General features: G+C 70.7%; 11 protein-coding genes. 6 read left to right on the forward strand and 5 right to left on the reverse strand.

The window, feature by feature from the left end:
* The first annotated feature begins 30 nt into the window (after nt 1-30).
* From D6718_12580 to D6718_12600, 5 genes are all read left to right on the forward strand, one after another.
* A complete protein-coding gene (locus D6718_12580; GenBank protein ID RMG43274.1) occupies nt 31-516 on the forward strand; it encodes a bifunctional nuclease family protein in 486 nt (161 codons plus the stop codon).
* A 114-nt stretch (nt 517-630) separates the two neighbouring features.
* Entirely contained in the window at nt 631-1386 is a 756-nt protein-coding gene (locus D6718_12585) for a ParA family protein (protein RMG43275.1), read from the forward strand.
* A gap of 28 nt (nt 1387-1414) precedes the next feature.
* Nucleotides 1415-2230 (forward strand): ParB/RepB/Spo0J family partition protein, encoded by an 816-nt coding sequence (locus tag D6718_12590; GenBank protein ID RMG43276.1) that lies wholly within the window; start codon nt 1415-1417, stop codon nt 2228-2230.
* A 397-nt stretch (nt 2231-2627) separates the two neighbouring features.
* Nucleotides 2628-3821 (forward strand): hypothetical protein, encoded by a 1194-nt coding sequence (locus D6718_12595; protein ID RMG43277.1) that lies wholly within the window; start codon nt 2628-2630, stop codon nt 3819-3821.
* Between the two features lie 132 nt (nt 3822-3953).
* Nucleotides 3954-6323, forward strand: coding sequence for a YjgP/YjgQ family permease (locus D6718_12600; GenBank protein ID RMG43278.1), 2370 nt, complete (start codon nt 3954-3956; stop codon nt 6321-6323).
* Between the two features lie 19 nt (nt 6324-6342).
* Here D6718_12600 and D6718_12605 read toward each other — a convergent pair whose 3' ends face one another.
* Entirely contained in the window at nt 6343-7599 is a 1257-nt protein-coding gene (locus tag D6718_12605; GenBank protein RMG43279.1) for an adenosylhomocysteinase, read from the reverse strand.
* Nucleotides 7600-7668: 69 nt separating this feature from the next.
* Entirely contained in the window at nt 7669-8817 is a 1149-nt protein-coding gene (locus tag D6718_12610; GenBank protein RMG43280.1) for a methionine adenosyltransferase, read from the reverse strand.
* A gap of 158 nt (nt 8818-8975) precedes the next feature.
* On the opposite strand from D6718_12610, the gene D6718_12615 reads away from it, so the two are divergent.
* Nucleotides 8976-9779 carry a hypothetical protein gene (locus tag D6718_12615; GenBank protein RMG43281.1) on the forward strand — a complete coding sequence of 268 codons (804 nt, stop codon included), beginning with the start codon at nt 8976-8978 and terminating at the stop codon, nt 9777-9779.
* A gap of 12 nt (nt 9780-9791) precedes the next feature.
* Here D6718_12615 and D6718_12620 read toward each other — a convergent pair whose 3' ends face one another.
* The 3 genes from D6718_12620 to holA form a co-directional block, all read right to left on the reverse strand.
* Nucleotides 9792-13247, reverse strand: coding sequence for a DNA polymerase III subunit alpha (locus D6718_12620; GenBank protein ID RMG43282.1), 3456 nt, complete (start codon nt 13245-13247; stop codon nt 9792-9794).
* A gap of 68 nt (nt 13248-13315) precedes the next feature.
* Nucleotides 13316-14857, reverse strand: coding sequence for a glutamine-hydrolyzing GMP synthase (locus tag D6718_12625; GenBank protein ID RMG43298.1), 1542 nt, complete (start codon nt 14855-14857; stop codon nt 13316-13318).
* A gap of 2 nt (nt 14858-14859) precedes the next feature.
* On the reverse strand, nt 14860-15933 hold the full coding sequence (holA, locus tag D6718_12630) for a DNA polymerase III subunit delta (protein RMG43283.1): 1074 nt from the start codon (nt 15931-15933) through the stop codon (nt 14860-14862).
* Nucleotides 15934-15935: the final 2 nt, after the last annotated feature.

The following is a 15935-nucleotide window of genomic DNA, read 5'->3' on the forward strand; positions in this document are numbered from 1 at the left end:
TAACCTCGCCTCGGGCGCCGGAGGACGCCGATGGAAGTCGAGCTCCGGGTTCTCGGCCTGATGGCCGATCCGATCACCAAGGGGATCCTGCTCGTCCTGCGGCAGCGCGGAAGCGACCGCAAGCTCCCGATGTGGGTCGGTGCGTTCGAGGCGGACGCCATCGCGAAGGAGCTCGAGCACATCGCGAACCCGCGCCCGATGACGCACGACCTGATTCACGCGATCCTCGACCAACTCGGAGCGCGCATCGCCAAGGTCGTGATCACGCGAGTCGAGGGGAACGTCTTCTACGCCGACCTGCATCTCGAAACGCCCTCCGGCCCGCGCGTCGTCGACTGCCGGCCCTCCGACGCGATCGCCCTCGCGCTCCGCAAAGGAGTCCCGATCTACGCCCGGGCCGAGGTTCTCGACCGCGCCGAGCGGCTCGACCTCGCCGCCAGCCAGCGCGACAACGAGCAGATCCGCGCGTGGCTCGAGAGCCTGGGCGCCCCGCGTCTCGGCGAATACGAACAATAGGCGAAAGCGAAAGTCTTCCTTTTTCCTCCGCCCCGTTGCGTTCGCGTCCGCCCTCTTCTACGATGAGCGCCCCGGCGCGCCCTCTCCGGGCTTCGCGCCAACCTCGGGGCCTCCATGATCCTTGCGATAGCGAACCAGAAGGGCGGTGTAGGGAAGACGACCACCGCCATCAACCTGGCCGCGGCGCTCGCCAACAAAGGCCATCGCACTCTGCTGATCGATCTCGACCCCCAGGGCAACGCGAGCTTGTCCTACCTCGAGCTCGAGGCGATCAAGCTCTCCACCTACGAGCTGCTGACCGACCCGGCCATCACGCTCGAGGACGTCATCCAGACCTGCCAGGTCGAGAACCTCTTCATCGCCCCGGCCCGGCTCGCGCTGGCCAAGGTGGAGCCCGCTCTCGCCGGCCAGCTCGACGCCCACTTCCGCCTCAAGGACAAACTCGAGCCGGCCAGGTCGTCCTTCGACTTCGCCATCATCGACACTCCGCCGACCCTCGGGATGCTCACCGTCAACGCGCTGATCGCCGCCACGCACCTGCTCGTCCCGATCCAGTCCTCTTACTTCGCCCTGGAGGGGACCGACGACCTCCTCGAGACGTACGAGCGCATCCGGCTGCGCGCCAACCCCGACCTCCAACTCCTCGGAGTTCTCGTCACCATCCACGACCGCCGGACCGTCCTGGCCCGCGACATCGACCGCCAGATCCAGGAAGTCTTCGGGGACAAAGTCTTCAAGACCCGGATCAGCAAGAACGTCCGCCTCGAGGAGTCTCCCGCCTACAAGCAGCCGATCTTCACCTTCGCGCCGTCCTCCCGCGGCGCGGAGGAGTACTATCGCCTCTCCGAGGAGGTTCTCGAACGTGTCTAAGAACCGCGGATTGCCGCCCACGCATCGCATGCGGGCGGACACGCACTTCGTCGACCAGATCACCTCGGCGCGCCCGGCTGCCATCGGGCGGATGATCGACATCGAACTCCTGGTCCCGAACCCCAACCAGCCGCGCCGCGAGCTGTCCGACATCGACGAGCTGGCGGAGTCGATCCGGGAGAAGGGGATTCTCGAGCCGATCCTCGTGCGACCGCTCCCCGACGGCCAGTACGAGATCATCGCAGGGGAGCGGCGCTACCGCGCCGCGCGCAAGATCGGTCTGTCGATGGTGCCCTGCATCGAGCTGGATGTCGACGACCGGGGCACGCTCGAGATCAGCCTCATCGAGAACCTCCAGAGGCGGAACCTCTCGGTCTTCGAAGAGGCGGAAGCGATCGCCCGCCTGTGCGAGGACTTCGGTTACACGCACGAGCAGGTCGCGCGCAAGCTCGGGCGCTCCCGCACGAGCATCACCGAGATCCTCAGCCTCAACCGGATGCCTCCGGAGGTCCAGGAGGCATGTCGGCGCGCCGACATCACCACGAAGAGCACGCTGATGGAGATCGCCCGGCAGCCGACGACTCGCGACATGCTGGCGCTGGTCCAGCAGGTGGCGGAGGAGCGGCTGACGCGGGACGAGGTTCGGGACCGCAAGCGGGGTCGCGACAGCGCAAGACGCAGATCGGAAGGCCGGCGCCCCTACGTTTTCCGGTACCGGCCGCCCGACCGCGACTTCACGCTCAGCCTCAAGTTCGAGCGCGAGGTCGTGCCTCCGGAGGAGCTGCTCGAGGTCCTCGAGCAGATCGTCGCGGATCTCAAGGAACAGATCGCCGAGGAGAGCTGAGCGCCGGCTCGCCGCTGGCGCGCGGCGAAGGGCGCTCCGGTGAGCACGTCTCGCCAGCGACGCCGCGGCGTGTTGGCGAGGTCCCGGGAGCCGCGCGGAGAGTGCGTCGATCGCGGGCGGCGAGCTGGCGGGCCCGCGCGCCCGGAGCGAGCGGCCGGGGTCGACCCAGGCCGTGCACGCTCCCTCCGCCGGAGGGGAGCGGAAGGGCGAGGGCGGGACCGCCGTGGGGATAGGGCTGCGGGGGCTCCGGCGGGAGCGAAATCCCGGAAGCGGCTTGGCCTTCGGCGCTAGTTGACATAATGCGCATTATCGGACTCAAGCCGATCCGCGAACCGTGCTGGATCTTCGAGCCCCTCCTGCGCTAGTCTCCGGACAGCGTCGAGCCAGAGGCACCGCGGTGACTGCCGGGAAGGACAAGCTGGAGTTCGTCCGCGAGCTGCTCGCCCGGGAAACGGGCCGGGAGCTGGAGAAGATCACGGCGCGGACCTCGCTCCGCCGGCTCGTCAAGGACACGGCGGAGCGGGCCCGAATCGTCTGGATGGCAGCCCAGGAGGCGGGGGTTCCCCTCCCGATCGGAACGATGCGCTGGGTCAGGACGGCCGGCGATCTCGCGAGGGTGCTCGAGCGGGGCGAGCGCGAGCCCCGGTTCCCCGAGGGGAAGGAGCCCACTCTCGTCGACCTTTTCACGCCGGAAGAGCTGGCGATCCTCTCGGTCGCCTTCGGTGGGGAGATCCCCAGGGACGTACCGGACCTGCGCCTGTTCCTGTTCGCCCCGGAGGCCCGGTGGTGGGTCGAGAGCGAACTGGCGTGGCAGCGCCCCCGCTTCGTCAAGCCGCCGCGTCCCGATTGGTGGGAGGAGGACGCGGAAGGAGAGCCGGGCGGCGATTCGGAGCCGGATCCGGACGACGAACAGGAGCTCTGGGACCAATGGCCCAATCCTTTCGAGTCCTGGGGGCTGGCGAGCCGATTCCGGGAATGGCCATGGATCGAGAACGCCTGGTCCTACCTGGAGGAAGACTGGAACGACGACGAGACGCCTCTCCGGAAGGCGGTCGCCGAGATCCTCCTGAGGGACATCCACGAAAGGCTTCCCGCTTTCGCCATCGTCGACCGGAAGACCGGCCGCGTCTTCATCTCGAGGGAGGGCTCGCCGGCCTCGACGGGCCATCCCGTCGCCCTCCTCCCCCGGGAGATCATCTGGATCAACTGGGCCGAAAGCGGACCGGGGTATTCGTGGCCGGAGTCGTACCACCTGGTTCGCCTGCCGGTCTGGGATCTGTTCGTGGTGACGCGCTCGACCGACTCCGCGAGCGCCGTCCTGGAGTTCTGGCACGTGTCGGAAACGGAGACCCTCTCGGCCGCCGCCGAGAGGGCGCTCGACATCGCGGTCCGCTCGATCGCCGAGGCCTATACCCGGCACAGCGAGCGTCTCGGCGAGCCGTACCCCCGGCCGGTGGAGGTGCGAGGCGGAGATCTCGTTCCCACCGAAGTGGCCCGGGATCGTCTTCGTCGGGCCCTCGACGAGGTCGTGGCCGAGCTGTTCCCTCCTGACGAGGAGGACGAGGAGGAAGAAGAGGGAGAAGAAAGGTAGCCGGAGAGGAAGGCCACGGCGCCGACCCGGGGCGGAGCGGTTTCCGCGCCCGGGGGTTGGCTCGCCGCGGGGGGGCCGCTATCGTGAGTCCCCGCCCGCCCGGACACGGCGGGCAAGGAGCGCCAGCGAGCCATGCCGCGCGCGCGGGTCGATCGGTACGTGCTGAAGGAGTTCGGCGCTCCCTTCGCCTTCGGGCTCGCGGGCTTCACCTTCGTTCTCCTGATCAACTACCTCTTCCTCCTGGCCCGGCAGACGATCGAAAAGCGGGTCCCGGTTCGGCTCGTTCTCGGTTTCGTCCTCGCCAAGCTCCCCTACCTGCTGATCCTGACCCTCCCGATGGCGGTCCTGCTGGCCACGCTCGTCGGGATCGGCCGGATGGCCTCCCAGCACGAGGTGGTCGCCCTCCAGGCGGCCGGAATCGCGCCGGCCCGCCTGGCCCGCCCGCTGTTGGGAGCGGCGGTGGTGGCGACCGCGGCGAGCCTCCTCACCGCCCACTTCCTGGTGCCGCTCGGGAACGTGCACGCGCGCAGCCTCGCCGCCGAGGTCGTCCGGTCCCGAGACCTCTCCCGGGAGATCGATCCGGGTGTCTTCTACAACCGGCTGCCCGGGACGGTGCTCTACGCCCGCTCCGCCGCGGATGCCCCGGGCCAGGGTCGCGTCCTGGAGGGGATCCTCCTGCACCAGGAGGCGCCCGACCGCTCGGTCGCCTCGCTGGTCGTCGCCGCTCGGGGCCGAGCCGTCTTCGACCGCGAGACCGGACGTGTCAGCCTCCTGCTCGACGACGGCGAGCGGCACCTCTGGCAGCCCGGCCGCGGCGGCTACAGCGTCATCCGGTTCAGCCGGTTCACGATGACTTTCCCCCCCGATGCGGCGTTTCAGGCCCTGGTCGGCTCGCGGCGCCGGGACCACCGCGATGCGGTCGGCGCCGCCCTCCCCGCGCTGATCCGGAAGTATGCGAAGGAAGCCGCGGAGGCCCGGTCGGCCGGGCGCCGTCTGGCCGCGCGCGTCCGCCTGCGGAAGGCCCGCCTCGAGTGGCACCGCCGGTGGGCGCTCCCGGTGGCGGTTCTCGCCTTGGCCCTGGCCGCCTTTCCACTCGCGGTGCGCTCCCGGCGGGGTGGCCGGTTCGTCGGCCTCAGCCAGGCGCTGTCGATCATTTTCCTCTTCTGGCTCGTGCTCAACGTCGGGCTCGGCCTTTCCGAACAGGGCACCTGGCCTCCCTGGTTGGGGCCCTGGCTCCCCGACGGCCTCGTCGGCCTGTGGGCCGTCGTGCTCTGGTTGCGATTGGGGCACCGGCGCCGCCTCCCGTTCGCCACGCGTCTCGCGGGGCTGCTGCCGCGGTTCGGGCGACGGCGGCCGGCGGGCGGCGGCTTTCGACCCGAGCGGTGGGCGGGCTTCACCCGGCTCGACGCCTACCTCACCGCCGGGCATCTGCGCTATCTCGCCGCCGGGCTGGCGGTGCTCCTCTTGCTGACCTCCGTCCTCGAGTTCAAGGAGGGCTTCGAGGCGATCTCCCCCGACCGGCGGGATCTCCCCTGGGGAGACCTCCTCGCCTACGTGGGGCTGGCCCTTCCGGGCCGGTTGAGGTTCCTCCTGCCGATCGCCGCGCTGTTCGCGGCCATGGTCAGCCTCGCCGTCATCGCCCAGGCGGGCGAGATCGTGGCCCTCAAGGCCTCCGGCATCGGGCCACCGCGGATCGCGGCGCCCCTGCTTCTGGCGACTCTGGCGGTGAGCGCCGTCTACGCCCTCACCCAGGAAACCCTCGTTCCGGCGGCGGCCCGCGAGTCCCAGCGGGCTCTCGAACGGCTCCGGGGCCGCCCCTCGACCGACGACATCCAGACCGGACGGCGGTGGCTGGTCGGAGAGGACGGAGCGCTCTGGTCGATGCTCGGCTGGGACGGACGCCGGAAGACCATCCTCGCCCCCTCCGTGACCCTCGTCGATCCGGCGACGGCGAGGATCGTCGAGCGGATCGAGGCGCGGCAGGCGCGTTTCGTGGACGGAACGTGGCGGTTCACCCGCGGCTGGCGCCGCGTCTTCCGACCCGACGCCGCACCCCCCCGATACGAGACCTTCGACACCTACGCCTCGCCCCTGTCCGAACCCCCGGAGACCTTCGGCGAGACGCGGCGGCGCCTCCTCCTCGGCCGTCGCCTGGCCGACCAGATGAGCTTCGCCGAACTCCGCGCCCACCTCCAGAGGGTCGCCAGGAGCGGCTATGACGCCACGCCGCTCCGGGTCGGGCTCTACGAGAAGCTCGCCCAGCCGCTCCTCCCGGTGCTCCTCGTCCTCCTCGGCGCCCCCCTGATGCTCTCCGGGGGCACGCGGCACCGCTCCCGCTACGGGTTCGGGCTGGCGCTGCTGATCACCTTCGCCTTCTGGTCGCTGTGGGCGGTCACGACGTCGTTCGGCCGCGAGGGGGCGCTCGCACCGGAGCTCGCCGTCTGGCTCCCCCCCGCCCTGCTCGCCGCCGGCGGGACCGCGCTGCTCGCCCGGGCCCGCTGAGGCGGCGGCTCCGCTCGGCCTACGTTCCTTCCTGCCAGGAGGCCAGGTAGGCCCGCTGCTCCGCGGTGAGCCGATCGATCCTCACCCCCATCGCGCGGAGCTTGAGGGCAGCCACCTTCCGATCGATCGCCTCGGGCACCTTGTACACACCCGGTTCGAGCCGACCAGCCTGCTTGACCAGATGCTCGACGGCCATCGCTTGATTCGCGAACGACATGTCCATCACGGATGCCGGATGCCCCTCCGCCGCCGAGAGGTTCACCAGGCGCCCCTCGGCGAGGAGCGCGATCTCCCGGCCGTCGCGCAGCGTGTAGACGTCGACCACGCCGCGCACGCGGCGCTTGCTCTTCGACAGCTTCTCGAGCGCCGGAATGTCGATCTCGACGTTGAAGTGGCCCGAGTTCGCCACCACCGCCCCGTGCTTCATCCGGCGGAAGTGCTCCTCCCGGATCACGTGCTTGTTGCCGGTGGCCGTCAGGAAGAGGTCGCCCTCCCGGGCCGCGGCGCTCATCGGGAGCACGCGGAACCCGTCCATCTTCGCCTGAAGGGCCCTCAACGGATCCACCTCGCACACGATCACCTGAGCGCCGAGCCCCATGGCCCGGCTGGCGATGCCCCGACCGCACCAACCGTATCCGGCCACCACGACGGTCATGCCGGAGACCAGCAGGTTGGTCGCCCGGAGCACGCCGTCGAGGGTGCTCTGACCCGTCCCGTACCGGTTGTCGAACAGATGCTTCGTCAACGCGTCGTTGACCGCGATGACCGGGTAGGCCAGGGATCCGTCCCCGGCCATGGCCCGGAGCCGGATCACGCCCGTCGTCGTCTCCTCGGTTCCCCCGATGACGTCGTCGAGGAGCTCTCTCCGCTCGCTGTGAACGGTCGACACGAGATCGCACCCGTCGTCCATCGTCACGTTGGGACCGATCTCCAGCGCCCGGTGGATGTGCTCGTAGTAGAGCTTGTGGCTCGCGCCGTTCACCGCGAACACGGGGATCTTGTAGTCCTTCACCAGCGAAGCCGCCGTGTCGTCCTGGGTGGAGAGCGGGTTGCTGGCGCACAGGGCCACCCGGGCGCCCCCCGCCTTCAGCGTCCTGACGAGATTGGCCGTCTCCGTGGTGACGTGGAGGCAGGCGGCGATCTTGACTCCGCGGAGCGGCTTGCGGCGGGCGAAGTCCTCGCGGATCGAGCGCAGCACCGGCATCGTCCGGTCCGCCCACTCGATCCTCTCCTTGCCGCTGCGCGCCAGACCGAGATCCTTGACGTCGTACGTCATCAGGGCACTCCTCCCGTTACCCGCCGGAGCCGGTCCGCACGCCGCGGCCGGCGCCCGCCGCGGACCGCCTCAACCGTTCACGACCTTGGTCAGGCGGTCGACCATGTCGACCGCCTCCCACGTGAAATCGGCGTCCTCCCGGCCGAAGTGGCCGTACGCGGCCGTTTTGCGGTAGATCGGCCGCCGCAGCTGGAGATGCTCGATGATCCCGCGGGGCGTCAGCGGGAACACCTCGCGGACCGCCCGCTCGAGCTGCGACTCCGGGACCTTCCCGGTACCGAAAGTCATCACTCGCACCGAGACCGGCTCCGCGACGCCGATCGCGTAGGCGAGCTGCACCTCGCATCGGTCGGCGAGGCCGCCGGCGACGATGTTCTTCGCCACCTTCCGGGCCATGTAGGAAGCCGAGCGGTCCACCTTGGTCGGGTCCTTGCCGGAAAAGGCGCCGCCCCCGTGATGGCCGACCCCGCCGTAGGTATCGACGATGATCTTCCGGCCGGTGAGGCCGGTGTCGCCGTGCGGGCCTCCGACGACGAACCGGCCCGTCGGGTTGACGTGGTACCGGGTGTCCTCGTCGAGCATCTCCGGCGGGATCACCGCACGGATCACCTGTTCGATGACGTCGCGCCGGATCCGCTCGTGGGTGACGTCGTCGTCGTGCTGGGTGCTCACCACCACCGCCGGCACCCGCACCGGCCGGTCCCCCTCGTACTCGACCGTGACCTGGCTCTTCCCGTCGGGCCGGAGATACGGCAGTTCGCCCGAACGCCGCAGCAACGCGAGCCGCTGGCAGATGCGGTGCGCCAGCATGATCGGCAGCGGCATCAGCTCCGGCGTTTCACGGCAGGCGTAGCCGAACATGAGCCCCTGATCGCCGGCTCCGTCCTTGTCCACGCCGATCTTGATGTCCGGAGACTGCTCGTCGATCGTGGCCATCACGCAGCAGGTCTTCGCGTCGAAGCCGAAGGCGGGATCGGTGTAGCCGACCGCCTCGATCGTCCCGCGCACGACCTCCTGGAAATCGATGAACGCCGCCGTGGTGATCTCCCCGGCGACGAGCGCGAGGCCGGTGGTGACCAGCGTCTCGCAGGCCACCCTCCCCACCGGGTCCTTCTTGAGAACCGCGTCGAGCACGGCGTCCGAGATCTGGTCGGCGAGCTTGTCGGGATGCCCCTCCGTGACCGACTCGGAGGTGAAGACGTACCGCTCCATGCACAAGCCTCCCGGGCGAGGGCCGCACGGCCTCGTCAGAAAAGAAGGCGAGCCTAGCGCAGCGGTCCCCCTGCGGCAACCGCGGGGCGGCTCCCGGCGGCTCGCGGTAGAATCCCGCCGCCGCGCCCGCTCGCCGCGGCGTTCGACAACCGGGAGACGAGACGATGAAGGTTCGCCTGTCCGCCGCCGCACTCGCCGCCGTTCTCCTCCTGGCCGCCCCGGCCGTGCCGTTCGCGAAGGAGCGCCGGAAGGAGCGATCCCGGGAGCCGGCCCCGGCTGCGCAGGATGCCGGATCCTCCACCGACGCCCGTCTCGAGGCGCTCGAGAAGAAGGTCGCCGACCTCGAGCGCCGGCTGCGGGCGCTGGAGGCCCGCCAGCGGGCCGCAGCTCCCGATCCGGCCCGCGAGCAGGAGGCGCGCCGGCTGTACCAGGAAGCCGATCAGGCGCTCCAGGCCGGCGACGTCGAGACCGCCCGCGCCCGGATCCAGCGGCTCAACCGCGAGTACGGGGGCACGGCCGCCCAGCGGCAAGCGGCCCGCCTGAACCAGATGCTGTCGGTCCTCGGTCGCCCCGCCCCGAAGGAGCTCGGGATCGAGAAGTGGTTCCAGGGGCGCGAGCTCGTCCAGTGGCCCTCGAAGGGAACGACGCTGCTGATCTTCTGGGAGCAGTGGTGCCCGCACTGCCGTCGCGAGGTGCCGAAGATCGAGCAGACCTGGGAGCGTTACAAGGACCGCGGCCTGCAAGTGATCGGCCTGACCAAGATCACCCGGAGCGCCACCGAGGAGAAGGTCCAGCAGTTCATCGCCGACAACCACCTGACGTATCCGATCGCCAAGGAAAACGGCGAGATGAGCCGGGCCTTCAACGTGAGCAGCATCCCCGCCGCGGCCGTGGTCAAGGACGGCAAGATCGTCTGGAGGGGCCACCCGGCGCGGCTGACCCCCGAGCTGCTCGAGAAGTGGCTCTGACGGCCGGCGGGCTCAGCCCGGCCGGCCCGGCCGGACGGCGTCGGGACCCACCAGCCGACGGAGTTCGCCGATGAGTTCGCGGCCGCCGCTGACGCGGTGGCCGCTCCCCGCCTCGAGCCAGACGCGGAAGGCTCCCGGGCGCACCACCTCGAAGTAGACCGGCGTCGAGCCCGGGTAAGACTCCAGCACCCGCTCCAGCCGTTCGATCGGGACCGGCGCACCGTCCGCGCGGAGGACGATCGTCAGCCCGTCGGCCGCCCGCTCGGGCGCGTCCTCGAGGGAATGGACCGACTCCGCGAGAAGCCGGAACTCCCCCTCCCCCCCCTCGGCCCGCCCGGCGACGACCACGATCGCGCCGTCCTCGAGACGGTCCTGCACCTCCCCGAAGAGCTTGGGGAACACGACGCACTCCACGTGTCCCGTCGTGTCCTCCAGGTTGAACACCGCCATCCACTCGCCCGCCCGCGTGCGCCGCCGCCTCAGCCCGCTGATCATGCCGCCGACGGCCACCTCCCCCGCCGCGCCCAGCTCGGCGATCCGGTGCGTGGTGACGCGCGCGAGCCGCTCCGCGTGCTCGTCGAGGGGATGGCCGGACAGGTAGAAGCCGAGCGCTTCCTTCTCACCGGCGAGTCGCTCGCGGTCGGACCACGCCGGCACCTCGGGAGGCCGAGGGGCGGGCGCGGTGATTCCCTCTCCCCCACCGAACAGCGACGCCTGACCCGCCGCCCGGTCGCTCGCCGCCCGCGCACCCCGCTCGAGGGCTCCGTCCAGCGCCGCGAACAGGGCCGCCCGATCGCCCAGCTCGTCCAGGGCCCCGGACTTGATGAGGGCCTCGAGGACGCGCCGGTTGATCGCCTTCCGATCGACCTCGGTGCAGAGCTGATCCAAGGACTCGAAGCGTCCGAGCCGCCGCCGCGCCTCGAGGATCGCGTCCACCGATCCCTCCCCCACCCCCTTGATCGCCGCCAGGCCGAAGCGGATCTTGTCGCCCTCGACCTCGAAGTACCGCCCGCTCCGGTTGATGCTCGGCGGGAGAATCTCCACGCCCGCCTCGCGGCAGGCCGCCACGTACTCGACCAGCTTGTCGGTGTGGTCCTTCTCGCTCGTCAGCTGGGCGGCCATGAAGTGCACGCGATAGTGGGCCTTCAGGTACGCCGTCCGGTAGGCCACGAGCGCGTAGGCCGCGGAGTGGGATTTGTTGAAGCCGTAGCCGGCGAAGTGGGCCATGAGTTCGAAGATCCGCTCGGCATCCCGCCGGCTGACCCCCCGCTTCTCCGCTCCGGCCACGAAGCGCTCCCGTTCGGCTTCCATCACCTCGCGCTTCTTTTTCCCCATGGCCCGCCGCAGGAGGTCGGCCTCCCCCAGCGAGTAGCCGGCCATCACCGACGCGATCTGCATCACCTGCTCCTGATACACGATCACGCCGTACGTCTCCTTCAGGATCGGCTCCGTCAGCGGGTGGGGATAGGTGACCGGCACGCGCCCGTGACGGCGCTGGATGAAGTCCTCGATCATCCCGGAGCCGAGCGGTCCCGGCCGGTACAACGCGTTGAGAGCGATGAGATCTTCGAACTTCTGCGGCTTCAACCGGCGCAGGATATCCCGCATCCCCGAGGACTCGAACTGGAACACGCCCGAGGTGTCCCCCCGGCCGAATAGCTCGTAGGTTTCGGGGTCGTCGAGGGGGATGCGGTCGAGGTCGGGCTTCGGCAATCCCGCCGCCTCGATCGACGCGAGGCAGTCCTCGATGAGGGTCAGCGTCTTCAGCCCGAGGAAGTCCATCTTCAGCAGGCCGACCTTCTCGACCTCGTCCTTGGCCCACTGTGTGGTGATCTCGTCGCGGTTCGTCCGGAAGAGCGGAACGTACTCGACGACCGGCTCCGGGGTGATCACCACCCCCGCCGCGTGAACGCTCGCGTGGCGCGGCATCCCCTCGATTCGCATCGCGACGTCGAGCAGCTCCCTCTCCGGGCCGCCGCGCCGGTACATCTCCGCCAGGGCCGGCACCTCCTCGATCGCCTCGCTGAGCTTCGTGCCGATCGCCTCCGGAACCAGCTTGGCGATCCGATCGACCTCCGGGTAAGGGAGGTCGAGGACCCGTCCGGCATCCCGAATCGCGGCCCTGGCGGCCAGCGTTCCGAAGGTGATGATCTGCGCCACGTTCTCCCGGCCGTACTTCTCGGTCACGTAGTCGATGATCTCTCCCCTCCGGCGGAAGCAGAAGTCGATGTCGATGTCGGGCATCGTCACCCGCTGGGGATTGAGAAACCGCTCGAAGAGGAGGTCGTACTGCAGCGGATCGATGTCGGTGATGCCGAGGCAGTAGGCCACCAGCGATCCCGCCGCCGACCCCCGCCCGGGCCCCACGGCGATGCCCTTCCGTTTCGCCTCGCCGATGAGATCGGCGGTGATGAGGAAGTAGCCGGGGAAACCCATCTCGACGATCGTGTCGAGCTCCTTCTCGAGGCGCGCCTCGTAGTCGGTCAGCGGGTGCCTCAGCCGGCCCGCCTTCGCTTCGCGCTCCCAAGCGGCCCGGCGCGCCTCGAACCCTTCTTTCGCTCTCCTCCGCAGCGCGCTCGCCAGGTCCTCTCCCTCGCCCACCGGGAACCGCGGGAGGTGATGCCGGCCGAAGTCGAGCTCGACCCGGCACCGGTCCGCGATTTCGACCGTGTTCGCCAGGGCATCCGGGCGCTCGGGGAAGAGCTCGGCCATCTCCTCGGCCGACTTGAAGTAGTGCTCCGGGGAATAGCGGAGGCGGCCTTCGTCGTTCCGCTTCTTGCCCGTCCCGATGCAGATCAGAACGTCGTGGGCTGCGTGGTCCTCGCGCGTGAGGAAGTGCACGTCGTTGGTGGCGATCAGCGGCAGCCCGGTCTCCTCGGCGAGGCGCAGGATCCCTTCGTTCACCGTCCGCTGCGCCTCGAGGCCGTGATCCTGCAGCTCGAGGTAGAACCGATCGCGACCGAAGATCTCGAGATACTCGGCGAGGACGCGGCGCGCCTCCTCGTACGCCCGTGCCCGGAGGAGGACGGGGATCTCGGCCGACAGGCAGCCGGAAGTCGCGATCAGGCCCGCCGCATGCCGGCGGAGCAGCTCCTTGTCCACCCTCGGCCGGTAGTAGAACCCCTCCAGATAGCCCGCGCTGACCAGCTTCACCAGGTTCTTGAAGCCTTCGTCCGTTTCGGCGATCAGCAGCAGGTGGTAATAGGGACGGCGCCGGGCGTCGACGCTTCGGTCGAACCGGCTGCCCGGGGCGACGTAGACCTCCGCCCCCAGAATCGGCTTGAGACCGTGATCCCGCGCGGCCAGGAAGAAGGGGACCGCCCCGAACAGGTTGCCGTGGTCCGTCATCGCGACCGCCGGCATGCCGAGGTCGGCAGCCCGCTTCATCAGATCGGGGATCCGCTGGCCCCCGTCGAGCAGGCTGAATTCGGTGTGATTGTGCAGGTGAACGAAGGGCGTGCGCGCCACGTCGGCCTCCGGTCCGGATTGTTCATTCTACACGCGGGCCCCGGACGGGCCCGCGGTGCCGCGACCGGTCACTCCCACTCGATCGTGGCCGGCGGCTTGGAGGTGATGTCGTAGACGACGCGGTTCACCCCGCGAACCTCGCCCACGATCCGGGTCGCCACCCGCGCCAGCAGATCCTCCGGCAGCCGCGACCAGTCGGCCGTCATGAAGTCGTCGGTGTCGACCGAGCGGAGCGCGATCACCTGCTCGTAGGTGCGGCCATCCCCCATCACCCCGACGCTCCGCACCGGCAGCAGGACGGCGAAGGCCTGCGAGGTGCGCTCCATCCATCCCGACACCTCGAGCTCCTCGCGGAAGATGTGGTCGGCCCGCCGGAGGATCTCCAGCCGCTCGGCGGTCACCTCACCGAGCACGCGCACGGCGAGCCCCGGTCCGGGGAACGGATGCCGCCGGACGAAGGCCGGTGCCAGGCCGAGTCGCTCGCCCAGGCGGCGGACCTCGTCCTTGAACAGCCACTTGAGCGGCTCGACGAGGCCCAGCCGCATCCGCTCGGGCAGGCCGCCCACGTTGTGGTGCGTCTTGATCACCGCCGACGGTCCCGACACGGACGCCGACTCGATCCGATCGGGATAGATGGTTCCCTGAGCCAGCCACCGCGCTCCGCTGCGGGATGCGGCGCGTTCGAAGACCTCGATGAACGTGTGCCCGATGCGACGCCGCTTCTCCTCCGGATCGACGACGCCCCGCAAACGATCGAGAAACTCCTCCCGCGCGTCGACCACCTCGACCGGAAGGCGGTAGCGGTCGCGGAAGGTCGCCACCACCTGTTCCCGCTCTCCCAGCCGCAGCAGGCCGTTGTCGACGAACACCGCGGTGAGGCGGTCCCCGACGGCCCGATGCACCAACAGCGCCATCACCGAGGAGTCCACGCCTCCGGAAAGGGCGCAGACGACGCGATCCTCCTCGCCCACCGTGCGGCGGATCTCCTCCACCGCTTCCCGCTCGTAGGCTTCCATCGTCCAGTCGCCCCGGCAGCCGCAGATGGCCAGGGCGAAGTTGGCCAGGAGCTCGGTCCCGTACTCGGTGTGGCGGACCTCCGGATGGAACTGCACGCCATACAGCCGGCGGCCGTCGTCCTCGACGACCGCGTAGGGAGCGCTCTCCGTCCGGGCGGTGACGCGCATACCCGCCGGGAGGGCGGCGATGCTGTCGCCGTGACTCATCCAGACGACGCTGCGCTCGGGCCACCCGTTGAGGAGCTGCGAGGGTCCTTCGCGCACCAGCTCCGCGCGGCCGAACTCGCGCGCCGGCGCCGGCTCCACGCGGCCCCCCGCACTGTGCACGAGCAGCTGCATCCCGTAGCAGATTCCGAGCACCGGCAGGCCGGTGGCGAGCAGGCCGTCGGGCAGCGGCGGCGCTCCCTCCTCGTAGACGGAAGCGGGACCGCCCGACAGCACGATCCCCCGGACGCCCGGGGCCGCCCAGCGTTCCGGCGCGCGGGCGGGCGGAACGATCTCCGCGTACACGCCGGCCTCGCGGATCCGGCGCGCGATCAGCTGCGTGACCTGGCTGCCGAAGTCGACGATCAGGATCGTCTCGTGGGACGCCACCTTCACCCCCGCGCGCGCCTGCGCCCCGGCGGACCGCCCGCGTCACCGCGACCGGCCCCGGCCAGTGCGAGAACGACCGGCACCAGCGCCCCGCGGGCGTCGGAGCCGCTCTTGAGCATACCGTCCGCCGCGACCGCCGCCGCCAGTCCGTGCTCTCCCCTCGCGCCGCCGCGGCGAGCGGCCTCGGCATACTTCCGCGCCACGAAGGGGTGACACCCCAGCGCATCCCGGACCGCCGCCTCGCCGCCCCCTCCGGAGACGACGGCATGCGCCACGGTGAGCCGCCGGGCGATCGCGGCCAGCCTTCCGAGGAGCGCCGGTCCCGCCCCCGGTCCCGCTCCCGCCAGGTGCCGGTCCAGCGCGTCGAGCGCCTCCGCCGCGCGGCCGGCCAGGAGGGCGTCTTCCAGGGCGAACGCCCCCACCGACCGCCCCGGCCGCAACAGCGCCTCGACGAGCGGAGTCGCCACGCTCCGGCGGCCCCGCCGGCCGGCGGCCGGAGCCGCGAGGGCGAGCTTGTCGAGCTCGCGCGCGGCGAGGGCCGTGTCCGAGCCGACCGCGTCCGCGATCGCCTGGCAGGCCGCCGGCTCGAGCGTCAGGCCGCGCCGGCGCGCCTCGGCCGCGACCCAGGCCGGCATGTCCCGCTCCTTCGGCCGGTCGAACACCGCCAGGGCACCCTCCGCCGCCAGCCGCTTCGCGAGCCGCGAGCGGCCATCGATCCTCCGGGCGACGACCACGAGCAGAGCCGCGCACCCTTCCCGGCGGGGAAAACGCTCGAGGTGCGCCTCGAGCCGTTCGCGGACGGAGCCGTCACCGCCCGGCCCGAGCGCGGCTCCGGCATCGACGATCACGACGCGCCGGCCGCCGAGCAGCGAGGGCGTCCGGGCCGCGTCGAGCGCTCGGGCCAGGTCGGCGACGTCGAACCGCTCCACCGCGGCCGCGCGCTCCTCCTCGGGCACCGCCTCGACCACGCGGGCCAGCGCCGCGCCGATCGCCTCCTCGTCGTCTCCCGCGAGCAGGAGAACGGGCGGGCCGTCCCCGCTCTCGAGGAAGAGTTCGACCGGATCCCGCCCCGCCATCG

The sequence above is a fragment of the Acidobacteriota bacterium genome (genome assembly GCA_003696075.1).
Taxonomy (GTDB): Bacteria; Acidobacteriota; Polarisedimenticolia; order J045; family J045; genus J045.